Consider the following 18,814-nt stretch of genomic DNA (forward strand, 5'->3'; position numbering starts at 1 on the left):
CGGGCGACGATTCCCTCCGGCGGGGTGGGTGATCCGTCCTCGTCGACGGCGGACTCGTCGACGGCGGACTCGTCGACGACGCCGTTGACCCCCCGGTCCCGGACGCCCAGCAGGAACTCCGGGTACAGGTTCACCGTCTGATCGACCAGCCCGTGCAGCCCCGCGACGTACTCGCCCACCCCGCCGGCCTCGTCGATACTCGCGTGCAGCCCGTCGATCAGCGGCCTGACAACCGCCGCGAATGCCCGCAGCCGGCTCGGCTCGGTCAGCTGCGCCGCGAACTCCTCCCGGGCCGCCGCGGAGTCCGCGCACCCGACGAGCAGCTTCTCCGCCACCACGCGCTCCGGCTCGGACAGCGACTTCAGATACTGCACCACCATGAAGGTGGCAGTCCCGTTGCGCAGGTCCTCGTACCGTCCCGAGGAGATGTCCCGCTGGTCGTTGACCAATTGCCGCAGCACGCCGAAACGCGCGCCGAAGTCGCGCCACGCGTCCACCCGCGCCTCGTCGCACCCGGCCAGCATCGCGCCCATCGCCGCGGCCATGGCGTACGGGGCACCGGTCTTCCCCAGGTAGCCGGCCATGACCTCGTCGGCGGTCGCCGTCGCCGCGGTCGCCGTGAGGTCCGCGAGCTGCCCGGCTATCCCCCGGTGCCAGCTGCGCGACAGCTCCTGGCGCAGCCGCAGCGCCCGCTCCGGGTCGTCGCGGCACGCCTCGTCGAGCAGCTCGGCCGCCAGGTGGCAGGCGATCCCGATCACGGCGAGCAGATCCTGGTCCGTACTGTCCGGGCCAGCCGCGGCGGACGGCCGGGGCCCGGCGTCGGACAGGTCGTCCAGGTAGCGTGCCGAAACCCACCACAGCACGTGCGCCACCGCCGCGGGCTCGGCCGGCGCCGGGTCTCCGGTGTGTGTCCCGTGCACCAGGAACGGCAGCGCGACGATCCCGTCCACGGCCGGCCCCGAGCCCCGCCCGGCGATCCGGTCCAGGAAGCCGGTCAGGGCCCGTCCCATCGCGCGGTCGGCGGCTGCGCCGGGACCGGCCGAGCCGGTCAGCCCCTCGCCCGTGCCGCGCAGCCGCCGCAGCACGGCGTCCGAACTCCAAGTGGGTGCGCTTGCCGTCATGATGTCCTCCGTGTGAATGACCGGACTCGTGAATTCGTTCGAAGAGTCGAGAATCAAGGCACGGCGACACTAGTACCGCAACGGTGCTTACCGTGACGGTTATCGGGTTCTCTCCTGGACTGTTCACGGGTGCGGGCCGGAGCGTCCCAGTACGGCCCGGAGCCTCCTGGCGGCTCATCCGCCAGCCGCCCTTCGGCTCGTCCAGCGCCTGTGCGACTCGGCGCAGGTGCTCGCCGATCTCGCGCACTCCCACCACTCCGCGATGTCAGCTGACCGCGTGCTGATGCCCGAGGATGTCGATCACCTCCCGGTCGGACACCTGCCGGAAGTCCTCGTACCAGACGCCGACCGCGTGCAGGTACCGGTGGGGCTGGAGGCAGACGAACTCGTCGGTGTCGCCGCGGAACTCCTCGCCGGCCCGGGCGTCGCAGACCGGCACCGCGAGGATCAGCCGGGCCGGGCCTTCGGCGCGGACCCGGCGCAGCGCGGCGTGGGCGGTGACACCGGTCGCGAGGCCGTCGTCGACCAGGACGACGGTGCGGCCGCGCAGGTCCGGCGCGGGCCGGCTGTTGCGGTAGAGGCGTTCACGGCGGTGCAGCTCCGTGCGTTCGCGGGCGACGTCGGAGGCCAGTTGGTCGGGGGTGATGTCGAGGATCGTCAGGGCGCGCCGGTCGAACAGCGGCGGGTCGTCGCCCGCGATGGCGCCGATTCCGACCTCGGGTTCGCCCGGTGCGCCGATCTTGCGGACGACCAGCACGTCCAGCGGTGCGTCGAGGGCGCGGGCGACCTCGGCCGCGACGGGGACGCCGCCTCTCGGCAGGGCCAGCACGATCGGATCGTCCCACCGCTCGGTGGCGCGCAACTCTGCCAGTCGGGCGGCGAGCAGCCGGCCCGCATGCTGTCGGTCTTGGAACCGCATTGCCGTCTCCTTCCTGTGGCGGATTTCCTGTCGTAGCGGATCCTGTCGTGGCGGATCCTGTCGTGGCGGATTTCCTGTCGTGCCGGATCACATGCCGGTGGGCCAGGTCTCCTCCTCCGCGGTGTCGGGCGGGGAGCCGCCGAGCGGAGTCAGGGAGGTGGTGCGGTCGAGGAAGCAGAACGCGTCGTAGCGTTCGCCGAGCACGGTGGGGACGTAACTGCCCCACGCCTCACATGACCTGGCTGACCTCGTCGACCGTGACGCTGTCCATCGCTCTCCTCAGAAGTCCTCGGTCCGCGGGCGCAGGAACCAGTCCCGCGCCAGTTTCGCGACGTGTTCGAGGGCCCCGGGTTCCTCGAAGAGGTGGGTGGCGCCGGGGACCACATGGATCAGGTACGGCGCGCCGAGGTGCTCGGCGGCCTTCTCGTTGAGGTCCAGCACCTCGGGATCGTTGCCGCCGACGATCAGCAGCACCCGTGCCCCGACCCGGCCGAGGGCGTCGTCGCCGGCCAGGTCGGGCCGCCCGCCGCGGGAGACGACGGCCGCCACCCGCTCGGGCCGCTCCGCCGCTGCCCGCAGGGCGGCGGCTGCCCCGGTGCTCGCGCCGAACAGGCCCACCGGTAGCTCCCGGGTGTCCGTCCGGGCGGCGAGCCAGTCGACGGCGGCGACCAGGCGCGAGGACAGCAGCCCGATGTCGAAGCGGTGCTCCGCGGTCACCACGTCCCGCTGCTCCTCGCGCTGCGTCAGCAGGTCCAGCAACAGTGTGCCGAGCCCGGCCTGCTGCAGGACGGTGGCCACGGCCCGGTTGCGCGGGCTGTGCCGCGAGCTGCCGCTGCCATGCGCGAACACCACCACCGCCGCGCGGTTCGAGGGCACTGTCAGGTCCCCGGACAGCGCCGATCCGTCGACCGGGACCAGAATCTCCTCCGCCATCACAGCACCTCCTCGCGGCCCGCTCCCCTGGCGGCCGGCCCGACACCGGACACCCCGCTTGCCGCCCCGACCACTGTCCCGCGCCTGCCCGTGGTGCTTCGAACGAAACGATGGGAGCACAGACGGGAGCACAGCCGTCCGCCCGAGGCGGGCCGGCGCCGCGCGTGCGGTTGCGGCCTGGCGAGGCGCTGCTCCGGCCGGGTCTGCCTGTGGGCGGCTCACGACCGGCCCGTCCCCTGTCCCGAGGAAGGCGAACCGTCCGTGCTGACGTCCCGCGGACCGTGTCCCTGGAACGGCACCCGGGTAGCTGCCCTGGTGAGAGGCCCTGGGCGCAGCCTGAGCTACGGCGGTCTGGAGGTGCCGTGAAACTCTCATTCCTCAGCCCTGTCTACGCGCGTCCCGGTCCGGTCGCGTCGGTGTATCTCGACACGTCCCGGGACGTCGACGAACCTGACCGGGCCGTCGAGCTGCGCCGGCGGCACTTGAGAGGCCGGCTGCTCGCCCACGACGCCGACCTCGCCACCGTCGGTGCCATCGAGGACGCGGTCGGCGCCGACCGGGAGATCGCCGGCCGCCATGGACAGGCGATCTTCGCCGCGCGGGGGCGTCTCGCCCTCGTCGAATGCCTTCCGGAGCCGCCCGCGTCGGACAGCGCGAAGTTCGGGATGCTGCCCGATGTCCTGCCGCTCGTCCTGCAGCACACACCGGACATTCCCTATGCGGTCGTGGCCATCCACCGTCTCCACTCGCCCGCGCCCGGCGGCGAGGACGAGTTGGAGGTCGACCAGGAGATCGGCCGGTGGCCGATGAGCCGGGTCGCCCCTGCCGGCCGCACCCACCGGCGGATCGCGGTCGGCGCATGGTCGAGCGAGGTCGAACCGCTTCTCGGGCGGGTGGCCGACCGGCTGGATGCCGCGGGCACCGAGGTGATCGTGCTGTCCGGCGACCCGTGGGCGGTCAATGTGGTCACGAGGCCGGCGCCGAAACGGCTGCACGACCGTTTCGTCAAGATCAAGGACGGCAGCCGCCGGAAGCCGGAGCCCGGGCGGGCCACGCTGGAGAAGGATCTGGGCGAGCTGTTCACGGACCGCCTGCCCTCCCGGGACCAGCAACTACTGGACGTCCTCCGGGCCCGCCGTGTCCGCCGTCCGGACGAGGTCGAAGGGCTCGCGGCCGTCGTCACCGCCCTTCAACGAGGACAGACCCGAGCTCACAGGACGCCGGCACGGCGCTGGTCCGGGCGGCGGCCGCGACCGGGGCCGAGCTGATCGCCGTACCCCGCCCAGGCCCCGCTGACTGTTCCTCCCGGGAGAACCACCTGGTCAGTCGCTGCAGTCGACCCAGCCGCCCCAGCCATTGTTGTAGACGCGGCACCACTGACGGTTGTCCCCACCGATCGTCGAGAGCACCGGAGTGAAGTCCCACGTCACGCCCCACTTGAGGTCGTGGCCACCGAGGCTGCCCCAGGGAGCCCAGGGGCCGTTCGGACCGGGGGTTGTCTGCCAGGAGTTCCATACCGCGTGATCGGTTCCCAGGCCGGAAATCTCAAGGCGCCCGTCGTTCCACTGGGCCATTGTGAAATGCGTGCCGCAGAGGAAGAGGGCGGGTGTCGCGCCATTGGGGAAGCTGACGGTGCAACCGCTCACGTTGTCGTTCGGGCCGTCAACGATGTACTCCCATGTGTAGTCGACCTGGCCGGCCGAGAGAGCGGAACCCGTATTGGCGTGGGCCGACACCAGAGTGAACCGAGCGGTCCGGGGGGCCGGGCCGGTGGACGACGTGGTCGCGTGGGAAGGAACCGCGGTGACAAGCAATCCCCCCAGAACCGAGCACAGGATCGTGAAAGCGCGTAACTTCAAGGGTTTCCCCTCCCTGATGGCCGCACAGGCCCGGTTGCCAGTGGCGACAACAGGCAGTATGGCCGTGCAGAATCGTCCAGGGACAGTACGTCTCCCGACTTTGGCCGGATCGACGGCGTTCGCCACGGCCGCTACCGCCCAGGCGCGGCCCACTGCCGCCTCAGTCCAGTTGGCAGCGACGGGCACAGATACTTTCTTCGAGCATCTTCCCAGGTCAGGGGCCTGATCGGCCATCCGGGGTCCGCAAAGGTCAGCAGGACGCCCGGGAGTCAGCAACCGTGGCCACCATCAACCTCGTCTGCTAGCCACCTGGACCGGTGCGGTCCGCAACCTCGTGCTCGGGCCCGCAGCTGGTCGGTCATCGCGTCCCGGCCCCCGCCTGGTGCGCGAGGCCGGTGGGCCGGCACGACGCACTCCGGCGCCGGGACCCGGTGTCCGCCGAACGCTGGCGTCGGGTTCCAGGCGCACGGGGTGGTGCGTACCTGGTCAGCGGACCGGGTGCAGGGCGGCGGTGTCTTCCGTGCGGTGGTCGAGGCGGCTGGTCACGTCGACGACACCGTCCACGCTCCGGCACAGCCGTTCGGCCACCGGTACCAGGGCGCGGTGCTCGACCGTGCCGCTCAGGGTGACCCGGCCCTCGCTGACCCGGACGTTGACGGAGCCGGGGGCGAGTCGCAGGGTGCGGTCGAGGATCTCGTGCGTGATCTCCTCGTTGATGGCCCGGTCCTGGCGGAGGAAGACGCGCAGCAGGTCGCTTCGGCTGACGATGCCGACCAGGCGTCCGGCCTCGTCGACGACGGGCAGGCGCTTGAGGTGCTCGCGCTGCATCAGGCGGGCGGCCTCGACCACGGTCCACTCGGGCCGGGCGCACACCGCCGGGCTGGTCATGAGGCCTTCGGCGGTGGCGGCGCGGCTGCGGGTGTGCTCCTCGGGCGACAGCTGCGGGGTGAGCAGCAGGCCGGCGGGGTCCTCCTGGGCGGCCTCGTTGAGCAGCAGGTCGGCCTCGGAGACGAGGCCGATCGGCCGTTCCTCGTGGTCCAGGACGGGCACGGAGGTGATGTCGTGCTCGGCGAGCAGGCGGGTGATCTCCTTGAAGCCGGTGCCGGGCCGGACGTGCACGACGGCCCGGGTCATCAGTTCTCCCACGATGCGGTGTCGCATGGTCGGCTCCTCGCTTGTCCGGTGCCGGCGGCCTCGGGGCCGCGCGGTCGGGTGTGGTGGGTGCGGTGTGGCGTCCGGCCCGGGTGCCGGACGGGCGGTGTCGCGCTGCCGGGTCCTCCGGTCACGGTGCGTCTCCCTGCCGTTGTGGTCGTCTCCACCATCGGCCGACCGCCGCACGGTGGCGAAGGGCCGATGGGGCCACCGCGCCGGGACCTTCAGCCCCGGCACGCGACGACTGCCGACCCGGGACCGACGGGCCCGCGAACAGGCCCATGAGTCCCTGTCACCACGTGGTTCGTCGCGGTGCAGTTGGTGCGGCGCGACGAAGCCTCCACCGAGGCGGCCGCTGTGCAGGGAGGCAAGCATGGAGCGCGAGGGGCCGGCCATCGAGCTGGCCGGACTGAGCAAGTACTACGGCCGCAAGGCGGGCGTGGACCACCTCGACCTCACCGTGCGGCGGGGTGAGATCTTCGGGTTCCTGGGCCCCAACGGCGCCGGGAAGACCACCACCATCCGCTGCATGGTCGGGCTGCTGCGGCCGAGCGCCGGCCAGATCCGGCTGCTGGGCCTGGACCCGGTCGCCGACCACCGGCGCCTGGCCCCGCGCCTGGGCTACCTGCCGGGAGAACTCCGCCTGTACCCGGAGCTCACGGGCGCCCGGACACTGCGGCTGCTCGGCGATCTGCAGGGCGCCGGTACGCCCCGACGCGCGGAACTGTGCGAACGCCTCGGACTGTCGGCCGCGGATCTGGCCCGGCCGGTGCGGGAGTACTCGCGAGGCATGAAGCAGAAGCTGGGCCTGGTCCAGGCGCTCCAGCACGATCCCGAGCTGGTGATTCTCGACGAGCCCACCGAAGGTCTGGATCCGCTGGTCCAGGAGGTCTTCTTCGCACTGCTCGAGGAGGCCTCGCACGCCGGACGCACGGTCCTGCTGTCGAGCCACGTACTGCCTGAGGTCCAGCGGGCCTGCGGCCGGGTGGCGCTCGTGCGGGAGGGGCGGCTGGTCGCGGTGCGGGCCGTGTCCACCCTGCGGCAGGAGCGCGCCAGACGGGTACGGCTGGTACTGGCCGACGGCCGCGGTCCCCGGAGCCTGGGTGCGGCGGAGCGCTGGTCGCCGCGCTGGAACGGGGACGAGGTCCAACTGCTCGTCCCGCCGGCGGAGTTGGTCGCGGAGCTGCGCGCGCTCCTGGCCGCGCTACCGGTGGCGGACGTGTCGGTGGAGGAGGCCGGGTTGGACGAGGCGTTCCTCGACCTGTACCGGCAGGACGTCGAAGCGGCGGAGGTACGGTCATGAGGACGCGGTTCCCCCTGTTCTGGCTGGCCCTGCACAGGCGCCGCAGGATGCTGGCGTTCCTGGCGGCGGGCATGGTCGTCTTCGAGGCACTGATCGTGACCGTCGCCCGGGCCGTGCCACCGACCCAGTTGTTCGCCGGGACCGGCCCGACCGGACCCGACGCGTTGAAGGCGTTCTCCGGATCGCCGGCGGCGTCTCCATCGCCAGCTACCCCGGACTGCTCGGAGCCGGTCTGGTGCACCCGTTCTGGGCCGCCATGCAACTGACGGCGATCGGCTCGCTCGCAGCGGCTGCCGTCGCGGCCGACGTCGAGTCGGGCACCGTTGAGCTGCTGATGGTCCGTCCGGTCTCCCGCCTGCGGCTGCTGGTCGAACGGGCAGCGGCCGTGGTCGCGGCCTCGCTGGCACTCAACGCCGCCGCCACCCTGGCGGTCGCCGGTGGCGTGGCCGTCACCCCCGCCCTCCACCACGCGGTCCCCCTCCGGGGCGTGCTCGCGGCCGGTCTGGCGGGGTGTGCGTTCACGCTCTGCCTGGCGGGTCCGGCCCTGGCCGTCTCGGCCGCGACTCGCCACCGGGCCCACGTGATCGGCGCGACCATCGCGATCGGCGCCGTCGGCTTCGCCGTCAACTTCATCGCCCTGGCCTGGCACCCGGCTGCTCCGCTGCGGTACCTGAGCCCGTTCCACTACTACACGCCCGGTGACGCACTCGCCCACGGGACGATCGCCTGGGGCCCGCTCGCCGTCCTGGTGGCCGTCGGGTTCGCCGGGATCGCCGCCGCCCTCCCGCTGCTGCTGCGCCGGGACCTGGCTCCCTGAGCACCGGCCCGTCCGCCGCCCCGGGTGCGTGAGCACCCGGGGCGGCGGTGCGCATTCGGGACCTTGGGCCCCACCCGCGGACCCGGCAGGCCCTGGGTCCGCGGGGTGGCCCGGGACGAGGCTGGTCCCCGACCCCGAGCACTGTGCCGGGGCAGTCCCGAGCGACGGAAGCAGGGCATTCCCATGAGCGCTTACATCCTGGCCGGTATCGACGGTTCGGCCGAGAGCACCGCGGCGGCACAGTGGGCGGCCGACGAGGCGGTGCGCCGAAACCTCGCCCTGCGCCTCGTCCACGCCTGGACCTGGCAGGACGACGTCCACGCCGATCCCGGCCAGCCCGCGGACGTGCGCGCCCTGGCCGAGCGCATGCTCGCCGACGCCGCGCAGCAGGTGCGATCGGCCCACCCGGGGCTGGAGGTGCACACCGGCCTCCTGGCCGGCCACGAGCCGGCCGCGTCCCTGCTCGCCGCCGCGGCCGACTCCGAACTGCTCGCCGTCGGTTCGCTGGGCCTGGGCGGCTTCGAGGGCCTGCTGGTGGGATCGGTCGGTCTCGACGCCGCGGCGCGATGCGACGTGCCCGTCGCGCTCGTCCGGGCCGCGCGGTCCCGGCAGCCCGGCGCCCGTGGCAGCGCGGAGGTGGTCCTCGGCCTCGACACCCGGGCCCCGGCGGGCGAGGTCGTCGACTTCGCCTTCCAGGAGGCCGCGGCCCGCGGCGCGGTGCTGCGCGCCGTTCACGGCTGGACGCCGCCGGCGGTCTGGGGCTACGCGGGCTGGGTGGCGCCGGCGGTCGAGACCGAGCAGTTCCGGACCATCGAGGCCGAGCTGCTGAGTCAGGCACTGAGCGTGTGGCGGGACAAGTACCCGCAGGTCGTCGTGATCGAGGACAGCCGGATCGGCGGCGGCGCCGGCGCGGTGGTGGAGGCGTCCGGCGACGCCGCACTCGTCGTGGTCGGTCGCCGTCGCCGCCGCCACCCCGTCGGCCTGCGCCTCGGCCCGGTCACCCACGCGGTCATCCACCACGCCCAGGCGCCGGTCGTCGTCGTCCCCCACGACTGACCGGGGCGGGTGCCCTCCCGGGTACCCGGCGCGCGACGAACACGCGGATGCCGCGTCCACCCGGGGTGGACGCGGCATCCGGTCGTGGTGCCGGCGGTTTCCCTCGCCGGTGCGTCAGGCCCTGAGGTGCGCCTCGGCGGGGTGCTGGGCCGGGGGGTACTGGGCCGGGGGGTGCGGCGTCAGGGTCCCCGGGGCGGGCCGCCCTTCCCCGGAGGCGGTCCGGACGGTGGTACCGGTGGTTCCGAGGAGCATGCCCAGCGCGTTGTCCAGCGGGCCGATGGCGGCGATCCGGCCGGTCCGCTCGGCGAATCCGGCGGCGGCTTCGGCCTTGGGCCGCATCGAGCCCTCGGGCAGGTCGAGTTCGCGCAGGTGCTCGGGGGTGGCGGTGACCAGCGGGCGGGGATCGGCCGTGCCGTACCGGGTGAACACATGGGTGACGTCGGTGAGGAGCAGCAGCGCGTCGGCGTCCAGCTGATCGGCGAGCAGGGCGGCGGTGAGGTCCTTGTCGACGACCGCTTCGACGCCCCGGACCCGGGCGGTGACCGGATCGCGGGTGACCGGGACGCCGCCCCCGCCGGCGGCCACGACCACGGCGCCGGTGGCCAGCAGGGCTCGGACGGCCGCCACCTCGACGATCGCCTTCGGCTGCGGGGAGGGAACCACGCGGCGCATGCGCGCACCGTCCCGCGCGGTGGTCCAGCCCCGCTCGATCTCCGCCGTCCGGGCCTGGCGGTCGGTGAGTTGTCCTCCGATGAACTTGGCCGGCCGCTGGAAGGCGGGGTCGTGGGGATCGACCTCGGTGTGGGTGACCAGCACGGTGACGGCGCGGCCCGGCAGCCGGCCCATGAGCTCCCGGGCGAGCAGGGTACCGATCATGCCCTGGGTCTGGGCCCCGAGGACGTCCAGCGGGTACGGCACGGTGAGCGCCGGGTCGGCCTCGCTCTCCTGCGCGAGCAGGCCGATCTGCGGGCCGTTGCCGTGGGTGATCACCACCTCGTGCCCGGCGGTGACGAGTTCGGCCAGCGAACGGGCCGCGTCGTGGACGTGGTGCTGCTGGACGGCGGCGTCGGGGTGCTCGCCCCGCTGGAGCAGGGCGTTCCCGCCGAGGGCGGCGACGATACGCATGGTCACTTCCTTCCGAGTGTGGCGACGAGGATCGCCTTGATGGTGTGCATGCGGTTCTCGGCCTGGTCGAAGACCAGTGAGGCGGGCGACTCGAAGACCTCGTCGGTGACTTCGAGGCCGTCGAGGCCGTGCTCGGCGGCGAGTTCGGCACCGAGGTCGGTGCGGCGGTCGTGCAGGGCGGGCAGGCAGTGCAGGAACGCGGTGTCGGGGTTGCCGGTCGCCGCCATGGTCTTGGCGTTGACCTGGTAGGGCAGCAGCCGGGCGATGCGCTCGGGCCACCGGGCGTGGTCCTCGCCCATGGACACCCACACGTCGGTGCAGAGGAAGTCCGCGCCGCGCACGGCCTCCTCGACCTCGTCGGTCAGGGTGAACCGGGCGCCGTGCTCCTGGCCGAGCAGCAGGCACTCGGAGACGAGCGCCGGGTCGGGCCACAGGTCGCGCGGGGCGGCGATGCGCACGTCCATGCCGAGGAGGCTGCCCATGGCCATCAGGGAGTGGGCGGTGTTGTTGCGGGCGTCGCCGAGGTAGCAGAAGGAGGTCTCCGCCGGCGGCTTCCCGGTGTGCTCGCGCATCGTGAACACGTCGCACAGGCTCTGGGTCGGGTGCCACTGGTCCGTGAGGCCGTTGTAGACGGGGACACCGGCGTGGGCCGCGAGTTCGGTGACGGTGTCCTGGTCGAAGCCGCGGTACTCGATGGCGTCGTACATCCGGCCGAGCACCCGGGCGGTGTCGGCGACGCTCTCCTTGTGGCCGATGTGGGAGCTGTCCGGGCCGAGGTAGGTGGTGGTGGCGCCCTGGTCGGCGGCGGCGACCTCGAAGGCGCAGCGGGTGCGGGTGGAGTTCTTCTCGAAGATCAGGGCGATCCTGCGGCCGGTGAGGCGGGCGGTCTCGGTGCCGTCCCGCCGGGCGGCCTTCAGTTCGGCGGCGAGGTCGAGGAGGTGGTGGATCTCGTGGGCGGTGAAGTCGAGTTCGCGCAGGTAGTGGCGGCCGTTGAGGTCGACGGTCATGGCGGATTCCCTGTGGTTGCCGAAGTGGGTGTCGGGTGGTCAGTTGACGGCGGAGCGCTGGATCGGGCAGCTCATGCAGCGCGGGCCGCCGCGACCGCGGCCGAGTTCGGAGCCGGCGATGGTGACGACTTCGATGCCCTGCCTGCGCAGGTGGGTGTTGGTGGTGGTGTTGCGCTCGTAGCCGACGACGACCCCGGGTTCCAGGGCGAGGAAGTTGCTGCCGTCGTCCCACTGTTCGCGCTCGGCGGCGCGGGAGTCCTGCTCAGCGGACAGGAAGCGGACCTTGTCCAGGTCGAGCGCCTCGGCGAGCGAGGAGGCGAGGTCGGCGTCGGGCCGGACGTCGAAGCCGACCGGGCGCTCGGGGGCGGGCGTGAGGGTCCAGGAACGCAACTGGTGGGCCAGGCCCGGGTAGAGGGCGAAGGTGTCCCGGTCGATCATCGTCATGACGGTGTCCAGGTGCATGAACGCCCGGCTCTCCGGCAGTCGCACCGCGATCACCCGGTGCGCGGTGTGGGTCAGGAACAGCTGCTGGGCGAGGGACTCGACGGCCGCCGCGGTGGTGCGTTCGCCCATGCCTACCAGGACGGTGCCCGGGGCGATCACGTGGACGTCGCCGCCCTCCACGCTGAGCCCCGGCGCGGTGGTGGTGCCGTCCAGCAGTGGGGGCGCGGTCTCGGCGAACAGCGGGTGGAAGCGGTAGATCGCCGCGGTGTGCAGGGTCTCGCGTCGACGGGCCGGCCTCGCCATCGGGTTGAGGCTGTACCGGGCGCCGATCCAGCAGGAGTTGTCGCGCGGGAAGAGGTGGTTGGGCAGCGGCGGGAGGGCGAAGTCCTGTTCTCCGAGGGTGTTCCAGAGCAGGCTGTGCGGGTTCTTCAGCGGCAGGTCGTCCTTGAGGACGCCGCCGATCAGGTACTCGGCGAGCGTGCCGCCGTCGAGTTGTTCGCACAGCTCGCGCACCGGCTCGACGAGAGCCGGGCCGACGACCGCCGGGGTGACCACCTGTCCGAGCAACCAGGCTCGGGCGGAGGGCAGTTCGAGGGTCTCGGCGAGCAGGTGCGCGTAGTGGTGCACGCGTACCCCGTGGTCCCGCAGGACCTGGGCGAAGGCGTCGTGCTCCTCACGGGCGCGCTTGGCCCACAGGATGTCGTCGAAGAGCAGGTCGTCGACGTTGCGCGGGGTCAGCCGGGCCAGTTCGAGGCCCGGGCGGTGCAGGATCACCTGGTGCAGGCGGCCCGCTTCGGAGTCGACGCGAAGGGTGGACATGGGGGTGCTCCTCGGGTTTCAGTGCTGGTGGCGCGGGGAGATCGCGCGCCGCAGGAGGGTCGGCAGGCTCACGGGTCGGTGGGCTCGGGCCGCCTGCGGCACCGGTCCGTCGCGGTGGGTCGCCTCCGTGACGGCGGCCGGGGCGTCGGTGCCGGTGCCGGTGTCGGTGTCGGTGTCGGTGCCGGTCAGGCTGCCGGCGGCCGGTCGGGCGGGCGCTCGCTTGAGCCAGATGTAGACCGGGATGCCGAGCAGGATGGTGAACAGCCCGTAGTAGACGGTCTGGTAGCCGCTGCCCTGGATCGACCAGTAGGAGAAGGCGAGCGCCAGGGCGGTGACGGTGGTGTCCCGGGCGAAGCGCCGGCGGTCCAGTTCCTCCCGTCCGTGCCGGACCAGCCAGTACAGCTGGGCCGCGGCCGAGGCCAGGTACGGGATGACGGCGGTGAGCACGCTCAGCAGCACGATCTCGGTGAACACCTGGGTGAAGCTGGTGTAGCTGATCACGGTGAGCAGCGAGGCGAGCAGCGTCGCCGAGACGATGCCGAAGGCGGGTACCTCGCCGCGGCCGCGGGTGCCGGCGAAGGCCGCGGGGAACAGCCCGTCCCGTGCGGCGGCCATCGGCATCTCCGCGCAGATCAGGGTCCAGCCGTTGAGTGCGCCGAGTCCGGAGACGATCGCCGCGGCGGCGACCAGGTTCCCGGCCCAGTGGCCGCCCGCGATGTTGTTCACGGCGTCGGTGAACGGCGCGGCGGAGGAGCCGAGTCGGTCGTGCGGGACGGTGCCGAACACGGCCAGCGTGCCGAGCAGGTAGATCGCCGCGCAGGCGAGGGTGCCGTACACGGTGGCCCTGGGGACGTTGCGCTTGGGCTCCCGCACCCGCCCCGCGGCCACCGAGGCGGTCTCCAGGCCGATGTAGCTGAACAGCGCGATCGCGCCGGCCGCCGAGACCGCGCCGAGCGCCGAGCCGCCGCTCGCGTTGAACGCCCCGAAGTTGCCGGACTTGACGAACAGCAGGCCGGCGGTGGCCATGAAGGCCAGCGGCAGGAACTTCAGTACCGTGGTGACCACCTGGAAGGCGCCGATGCTGCGCACACCGGCCAGGTTCACGATCGCCGGCACCCACAGGCCCGCCAGGGCTATCGCTGTCGAAGCCCCGGTGTGGTGGCCCTTGTTGACGAACACCTCGACGTAGCCGACCCAGGCCACCGCGATGGCCGCGTTCCCGGCCCAGGCCGTGATCCAGTAGGACCAGGCGGTCAGGAAGCCGGCGAACTCGCCGAACGCCTCACGGGCGTAGACGTACGGGCCACCGCTGCCGGGCACCCGCTCGGACAGCCTTCCGAAGGTCACCGCGAGGGCCAGCGCCCCGATGGTCACCAGCACGAACGCCACCAGCGCGATCGGCCCGTACGGCGCGAGCGCCGACGGCAGTGCGAACACCCCGGTCCCGATGACGCTGCCGACGACGAGGGAGGTCGCGGTCGGCAGTCCGAACGTGGTGCCGCGCCGCCCGGCCCCGTCAACCGGCGGGCTCTCCGGCGGTGTTCTGTGATCGGGAGTGGACATGAGGGTGCTCCTTTGCCAGGGACCGGAGGACTCGGGGCGGGGGCACCAGCCGTGCCCCGTCACCCACGGTGAAGATCCTCGAACGGCGGCCAGGCCCTGCCCCAGGGACCTCGGACCCTGCTTTCGGCGCCACCGGTCCCGGACGGACACCCCGGTGGTCCCGACCGGAGGTGCGCCGCGGCCTGAACCCGCGGCCCGCAGCAGGACGGACACCCCCCGGCCGGCGCCTCAAGGGCTCTCGTCGGCCGCCTCCCCGGGAACAGGGCCCTCCGGCCCTACCGCCGCACCCACGTCTGCGCCAGACTCCTGCCTGGTGTCGCCCGCACTGTCCGGTACCGGGCCCCGGAGTACGGAGAAGTGATGGCCGATCACGCGGCAGAGCAGTCGATCACACCCGTGAAGGTGTTCCTCCTCGACGACCACGAGGTGGTCCGCCGGGGCGTTCACGACCTGCTGGACGCCGAGCCGGGCCTGACCGTGATCGGCGAGGCCGCCACCGCAGCGGTACCGACCTCGTCTCCGCCGTACGCACCGTCGCCGCCGGCCAGTCCATGCTCGACCCCGGGGCCACCACCCGCCTGATGGCCCGCCTGCGCGGCGACAACGTCGCCCCGCAGGCCCCGGCCTTCCCCGAACTCACCGACCGGCAAAGGGAGATCCTCGCCCTGGTCGGCGAAGGTCTGACCAACCGCCAGATCGGCCAGCGGCTCCACCTCGCCGAGAAGACCGTCAAGAACCACATCTCCCGGCTGCTCGCCGAACTCGGCGTGGAGCGCCGGGTCCAGGCCGCCATCATCGCCACCGAGACCCTCGCCGGCCAGAACCGCACGGCCGGACGACTCGCCCGCTGAACCCGACGCCGACGCCGCGGACCGGCGATCCCCCCGCTCCCCGCCGCCGAAACCGGGCCCGCCGGCCGCCACCGGGGGACCAACGGCCCCCCGTGGGCGAGGGGCCTCCGGCCGCTCCGTACCCCTCGGCGGTCCCGTACGCCGATCAGCTGACCATCCGGATCCGGCCCGAGCTGCTGAAGGGCCGTGTGCTGCCGCCCTCGGCACCCCACCGACCGGAACGGGTGGGTACACACCGGCCGCCGGCATGACCGCAGCGCCCGCCCGGTCCTGGTCAGCCGAACGGCACCGACCAGACGAGCCCGGCCCCGGTCAGCCGAACGGCACCGACCAGACGAGCCCGGCCCCGGTCAGCCGAACGGCACCGACCAGACGAGCCTGGTCCCGCCCTCGGGCGGACTGGCGAGCTCCAGGGTGCCGCCGAGGCTCTCGGCCCGGTCGGCGAGGTTGCGCAGACCGCTGCGCCGGCCCTGCTCCGGGATGCCGACGCCGTCGTCCCGCACGGTCAGCACGACCTGCGCCCCGGTCGCCCGGAGCGCCACCTCGACCCAGCGGGCCTTGGCGTGCCGGGCCGCGTTGCTCAACGCCTCCCCCAGCACCGCCACGACGTGGTCGGCCACCTCCCCCGGCACGTCCGTGTCGAGCAGGCCCTCCATGCTCAGCCTGGGCGCGAAGCCCAGCGCCGCCTGCGCCTCCTCGACCACCCCCACCGCCCGGGCCCGCAGTCCCCGGCTCACGCCCTCGTCCCGGGCGCGGAGACCGAAGATCGTCGAACGGATGATCTTGATGGTCTCGTCGAGGTCGCCGACCGCCCGCAGCACCCGCTCCGAGGCACCGGAGTGGTCGATGAAGCGGGCCGCGCTCTGCAGCGTCATCCCGGTGGCGAACAGCCGCTGGATCGCCAGGTCGTGCAGGTCACGGGCGATCCGGTCGCGGTCCTCCAGCATCGCCAGCTGCTCGGCGTCCTTGCGCCGCTCCGCCAGCTCCAGCGCCAGCGCGGCCTGGTCGGCGAACCCCAGCAGCGGGGCGATCTCCCGCTCGGTGAACGGCTGCTCGCCCGACCGCCTGGCCAACAGCAGCACGCCCTCGACCTGCCCGGTGGCCCGGCCGAGCGGCACGGCCACCGCCGGCCCCAGCCCGTCGAACCGCCGCAGACCCGCGGACAGCCTCGGATCGCCGGCCAGGTCGGCCGTCGCCGCCGGTGAGCCGTGCGCGAACGCCTCGCCCGACAGCGAGCCCTCCAGCGGCACCACCAGGCCCAACCGCTCGGCCTCGTCCCCACCCGTCGCGAGCTCCACCCGCACCGCTCCGGTGCCGGGCACCGGGACGGACACGTCCGCCAGCTCCGACCCGGTGATCTCCCGCGCGCGCTGCGCGATCAGCTCCAGTACCTGTGAGCGCGCACTGCCGGAAAGCAGCCCACGGGTGATCTCGGCACTCGCGCTCAGCCAACGGTGCTGGCCCTGCGCCTCCTCGTACAGGCGGGCGTTGTCGATCGCCACCCCAGCGGCCACCGCCAGCGTCGAGATCACCGACTCGTCGTCGGCGTCGAACTCCTCGCCGCCGCGTTTGTCGGTGAGGTACAGGTTCCCGAACACCTCCTCGCGCACCCGCACCGGCACACCGAGGAAGGTCCGCATCGGTGGATGGTTCGCCGGAAACCCGTAGGACGCCTCGTGCCCGGACAGGTCCCCGAGCCGCAGCGCCTCAGGGTGGTGGATCAACTCGCCGAGGATGCCCCGGCCGGTCGGATAGGGGCCGATCTTCCCGATCTCCTCCTCGGACAGCCCCACGGTGAGGAACTCCGACAGCGTCTCCCCGTCCGGGCCGATCACACCGAGCGCCGCGTACCGGGCATCCACCAACACCGCGGCCGCCTCGACGATGCGCCGCAACACCTGGGTCAGGTCGAGCTCCCGCCCCACCGACAGCACGGCCTCCAACAGGCTGTGGACCCGGTCCCGGGTACCCCGAGCGGCGTCGATGCGCGCCTGCAGCTCCTCCAGCAGCTCGTCCAACCGCAACTGCGGAATCCGCGACCGCTTCTCCTCCCCGCCCAAGGGAGACCTCCTCGCTCGTGTCAACGACCGGTCGATTCTCGCAGACCCGCACCGCACCGGAACAGGCCCGCACCAGCAGCGCAGGAGAAGCTCTGTCTCCGCGTCTTTCGTCGTCGCCTGGTACGGGAATTCGGGTCTTCGTCCGTGGAGTCCTCGCAGGGCGGTACGGAACGGCCGACGAGCCGGGTGGCGTGTCTCCGGGCCGGTCGCCCGGTAGCTGCGGCCCCCAGGACGCGGGGCGGTCAGGCGGGTGCCGGCGGGATGCGCACGGCGAGAACGGCCAGGTCGTCACGGCCGTCGCCGAGGTGGGCGTCGGCCAGGGTCCGGCACAGCTCCTCCAGCGGCAGGTGGGCGTGGGCGGCCGCGATCCGGGCCAGGGCGGTGAGCCCGCTGTCCAGCGGCCGGTCGGAGCGTTCGACCAGGCCGTCGGTGAACAGGACGAGCACGGCGCCGCCGGGAAGCGGGCACACATGATCGGGGCGGGCCACGGCGGTGTCCACTCCGAGGGGCAGGCCCGATTCGGCGTCCAGGTACCGGGCGCCGCCCGTCGGTTCGAGCAGGAGCGGTGGCAGGTGGCCGGCGCTGCTCCAGTGCAGGGTCCAGCCGGCTCCGGCAGGCTCGACGCGGGCCAGGACGGCGGTGGTGATCGGGTTGTCGGTGAGCGGACTGCCGGCCATCGGACGGTCGGTGAGCGGACTGCCGGTCAACGGACGGTCGGGGAGCGGGTCGCCGGTGACCGCGTCGAGGGTGCGATCGAGCCGGGCCAGAACGGCGCTGGGCGGAGTACCGCGCTCGTAGAGCAGGGCCCGGAGCATGTGGCGGGTCTGGGCCATGTGGGCCGCGGCCCGCAGGTCGTGACCACCGACGTCGCCGATCACCAGGGCGCACGCGCCGTCGGGCAGCATCAGTGCGTCGTACCAGTCGCCGCCGACCTGGTCCGGTGCCGCAGCGGGCCGGTAGATCGCGGCCCCGCGGAACGGCGCCAGGTCCGGCAGGCGGGGCAGCAGAAGCCGCTGGAAGTGCTCGGCGCGGGTGCGGACCTCCTGGTGGAGCCGGGCGTTCTCGACGGCCATGCCGGCCGCGCCGGCGAGTGCCAGGACGACGTCCTGGTCGTGCTCGTCGAACGGCAACCCGTCGCGCCGCTCCGACAGGTACAGGTTGCCGTAGACGCGCCCGCGCGAGCTGACCGCCACCCCGAGCAGGGTACGCATCGTCGGGTGCCCGGGCGGGAACCCGACAGAACGCGGATGCCCGGCGATCTCCGCGACGCGCAGCGGCTCGGGGTGGCGGATCAGGTGCCCCAGGAGTCCGCGCCCATGGGGAAGCTCGACGCCGGACAGGTCCGACATCTCCTGCTCACTCAAGCCGACGGGGATGAACTCCTCCAGCTCGGCACCGTCCTCGCTCAGCACGCCCAGCGCGCCGTATCGGGCGTCGACCAGGCCCATCGCCGTGGTGATGATCCGGCGCAGCAGCACGGACAGCTCCAGCTCCCGGCCGACCGCCAGGACCGCTTCGAGAAGGTCCTGGAAACGGCTCTGCGAGCGGGCCGGCTCCCGCAGGCGCCCGACGAGCCGATCCGGTTCGACACCAAGGTCGCCGGTTTCGGGCAACCGCGGCGGCAGGCGTTCCTCCCGATCCATGGCGCCTCCACTGCCCGGCGGTGGGGCCCACGTCGCGGTCACCGGCGCCACGCCGGGAGCTTGCCCGTTGTCGGTTCCATCGCTCGTTCCACGGTAGGCGAGATCCTCGGGCGGCGGGTGGCAGGGAGGAGGCGGGCTGCCG

15 protein-coding genes and 1 pseudogene are annotated in these 18,814 nt (G+C 73.0%); 5 read left to right on the plus strand and 11 right to left on the minus strand.

Annotated elements, in window-relative coordinates:
* The 3 genes from SM793_RS14130 to SM793_RS14140 form a co-directional block, all read right to left on the minus strand.
* Positions 1–1,121 (minus strand): polyprenyl synthetase family protein (locus SM793_RS14130; protein WP_320438511.1); only part of this gene is annotated, 1,121 nt, incomplete at its 3' end.
* A gap of 265 nt (positions 1,122–1,386) precedes the next feature.
* Positions 1,387–2,040, minus strand: coding sequence for a phosphoribosyltransferase (locus SM793_RS14135; protein ID WP_320438512.1), 654 nt, complete (start codon positions 2,038–2,040; stop codon positions 1,387–1,389).
* Between the two features lie 279 nt (positions 2,041–2,319).
* On the minus strand, positions 2,320–2,973 hold the full coding sequence (locus SM793_RS14140; RefSeq protein WP_413815955.1) for a dienelactone hydrolase family protein: 654 nt from the start codon (positions 2,971–2,973) through the stop codon (positions 2,320–2,322).
* 416 nt (positions 2,974–3,389) lie between these two features.
* Between SM793_RS14140 and SM793_RS14145 the strand changes: the two genes are divergently transcribed.
* Positions 3,390–4,241, plus strand: coding sequence for a hypothetical protein (locus SM793_RS14145; RefSeq protein ID WP_320438514.1), 852 nt, complete (start codon positions 3,390–3,392; stop codon positions 4,239–4,241).
* 54 nt (positions 4,242–4,295) lie between these two features.
* Here the strand turns inward: SM793_RS14145 and SM793_RS14150 are convergent, their stop codons facing one another.
* Complete coding sequence (locus SM793_RS14150; RefSeq protein ID WP_320438515.1) at positions 4,296–4,709, minus strand: hypothetical protein; 414 nt, start codon at positions 4,707–4,709, stop codon at positions 4,296–4,298.
* 609 nt (positions 4,710–5,318) lie between these two features.
* A complete protein-coding gene (locus SM793_RS14155; protein ID WP_320438516.1) occupies positions 5,319–5,993 on the minus strand; it encodes a CBS domain-containing protein in 675 nt (224 codons plus the stop codon).
* Between the two features lie 364 nt (positions 5,994–6,357).
* On the opposite strand from SM793_RS14155, the gene SM793_RS14160 reads away from it, so the two are divergent.
* The 3 genes from SM793_RS14160 (at position 6,358) to SM793_RS14170 (ending at position 9,160) form a co-directional block, all read left to right on the plus strand.
* On the plus strand, positions 6,358–7,287 hold the full coding sequence (locus SM793_RS14160) for an ABC transporter ATP-binding protein (protein WP_320438517.1): 930 nt from the start codon (positions 6,358–6,360) through the stop codon (positions 7,285–7,287).
* A 235-nt stretch (positions 7,288–7,522) separates the two neighbouring features.
* A complete protein-coding gene (locus tag SM793_RS14165) occupies positions 7,523–8,104 on the plus strand; it encodes an ABC transporter permease subunit (protein ID WP_320438518.1) in 582 nt (193 codons plus the stop codon).
* Between the two features lie 183 nt (positions 8,105–8,287).
* Positions 8,288–9,160, plus strand: a complete 873-nt coding sequence (locus tag SM793_RS14170) for a universal stress protein (protein WP_320438519.1) — start codon at positions 8,288–8,290, stop codon at positions 9,158–9,160.
* A gap of 114 nt (positions 9,161–9,274) precedes the next feature.
* Here the strand turns inward: SM793_RS14170 and SM793_RS14175 are convergent, their stop codons facing one another.
* Genes SM793_RS14175 through SM793_RS14190 form a run of 4 tightly spaced genes read right to left on the minus strand, consistent with a single transcriptional unit; the run spans position 9,275 to position 14,118 of the window.
* The gene (locus tag SM793_RS14175) at positions 9,275–10,285 is read right to left on the minus strand and encodes a carbamate kinase (RefSeq protein WP_320438520.1); all 1,011 of its coding nucleotides are present in this window, start codon (positions 10,283–10,285) and stop codon (positions 9,275–9,277) included.
* A gap of 2 nt (positions 10,286–10,287) precedes the next feature.
* The gene (gene argF / locus SM793_RS14180; RefSeq protein ID WP_320438521.1) at positions 10,288–11,292 is read right to left on the minus strand and encodes an ornithine carbamoyltransferase; all 1,005 of its coding nucleotides are present in this window, start codon (positions 11,290–11,292) and stop codon (positions 10,288–10,290) included.
* Between the two features lie 39 nt (positions 11,293–11,331).
* The gene (locus tag SM793_RS14185) at positions 11,332–12,555 is read right to left on the minus strand and encodes an arginine deiminase (protein ID WP_320438522.1); all 1,224 of its coding nucleotides are present in this window, start codon (positions 12,553–12,555) and stop codon (positions 11,332–11,334) included.
* Between the two features lie 18 nt (positions 12,556–12,573).
* Positions 12,574–14,118, minus strand: a complete 1,545-nt coding sequence (locus SM793_RS14190; protein ID WP_320438523.1) for an amino acid permease — start codon at positions 14,116–14,118, stop codon at positions 12,574–12,576.
* Positions 14,119–14,478: 360 nt separating this feature from the next.
* Here SM793_RS14190 and SM793_RS14195 point away from each other — a divergent pair.
* Positions 14,479–14,969 (plus strand): annotated as a pseudogene (locus tag SM793_RS14195) (response regulator transcription factor).
* Between the two features lie 350 nt (positions 14,970–15,319).
* On the opposite strand, the gene SM793_RS14200 reads toward SM793_RS14195, so the two are convergent.
* The gene (locus SM793_RS14200) at positions 15,320–17,029 is read right to left on the minus strand and encodes a GAF domain-containing protein (RefSeq protein WP_320438524.1); all 1,710 of its coding nucleotides are present in this window, start codon (positions 17,027–17,029) and stop codon (positions 15,320–15,322) included.
* A 242-nt stretch (positions 17,030–17,271) separates the two neighbouring features.
* Complete coding sequence (locus SM793_RS14205) at positions 17,272–18,672, minus strand: GAF domain-containing SpoIIE family protein phosphatase (RefSeq protein ID WP_320438525.1); 1,401 nt, start codon at positions 18,670–18,672, stop codon at positions 17,272–17,274.
* Positions 18,673–18,814 lie beyond the last annotated feature (142 nt).

Origin of the sequence: Kitasatospora purpeofusca (assembly GCF_034043715.1) — a bacterium.
Taxonomy (GTDB): Bacteria; Actinomycetota; Actinomycetes; order Streptomycetales; family Streptomycetaceae; genus Kitasatospora; species Kitasatospora purpeofusca_A.

Excerpts from the sequence above, each read along its gene's own strand:
- SM793_RS14135 (WP_320438512.1), bottom strand. The coding sequence starts at position 2,040 with ATGCGGTTCCAAGACCGACAGCATGCGGGCCGGCTGCTCGCCGCCCGA.
- SM793_RS14140 (WP_413815955.1), bottom strand. The coding sequence starts at position 2,973 with ATGGCGGAGGAGATTCTGGTCCCGGTCGACGGATCGGCGCTGTCCGGG.
- SM793_RS14155 (WP_320438516.1), bottom strand. The coding sequence starts at position 5,993 with ATGCGACACCGCATCGTGGGAGAACTGATGACCCGGGCCGTCGTGCAC.
- SM793_RS14160 (WP_320438517.1), top strand. The coding sequence starts at position 6,358 with ATGGAGCGCGAGGGGCCGGCCATCGAGCTGGCCGGACTGAGCAAGTAC.
- SM793_RS14170 (WP_320438519.1), top strand. The coding sequence starts at position 8,288 with ATGAGCGCTTACATCCTGGCCGGTATCGACGGTTCGGCCGAGAGCACC.
- SM793_RS14175 (WP_320438520.1), bottom strand. The coding sequence starts at position 10,285 with ATGCGTATCGTCGCCGCCCTCGGCGGGAACGCCCTGCTCCAGCGGGGC.
- argF (WP_320438521.1), bottom strand. The coding sequence starts at position 11,292 with ATGACCGTCGACCTCAACGGCCGCCACTACCTGCGCGAACTCGACTTC.
- SM793_RS14185 (WP_320438522.1), bottom strand. The coding sequence starts at position 12,555 with ATGTCCACCCTTCGCGTCGACTCCGAAGCGGGCCGCCTGCACCAGGTG.
- SM793_RS14190 (WP_320438523.1), bottom strand. The coding sequence starts at position 14,118 with ATGTCCACTCCCGATCACAGAACACCGCCGGAGAGCCCGCCGGTTGAC.
- SM793_RS14205 (WP_320438525.1), bottom strand. The coding sequence starts at position 18,672 with ATGGATCGGGAGGAACGCCTGCCGCCGCGGTTGCCCGAAACCGGCGAC.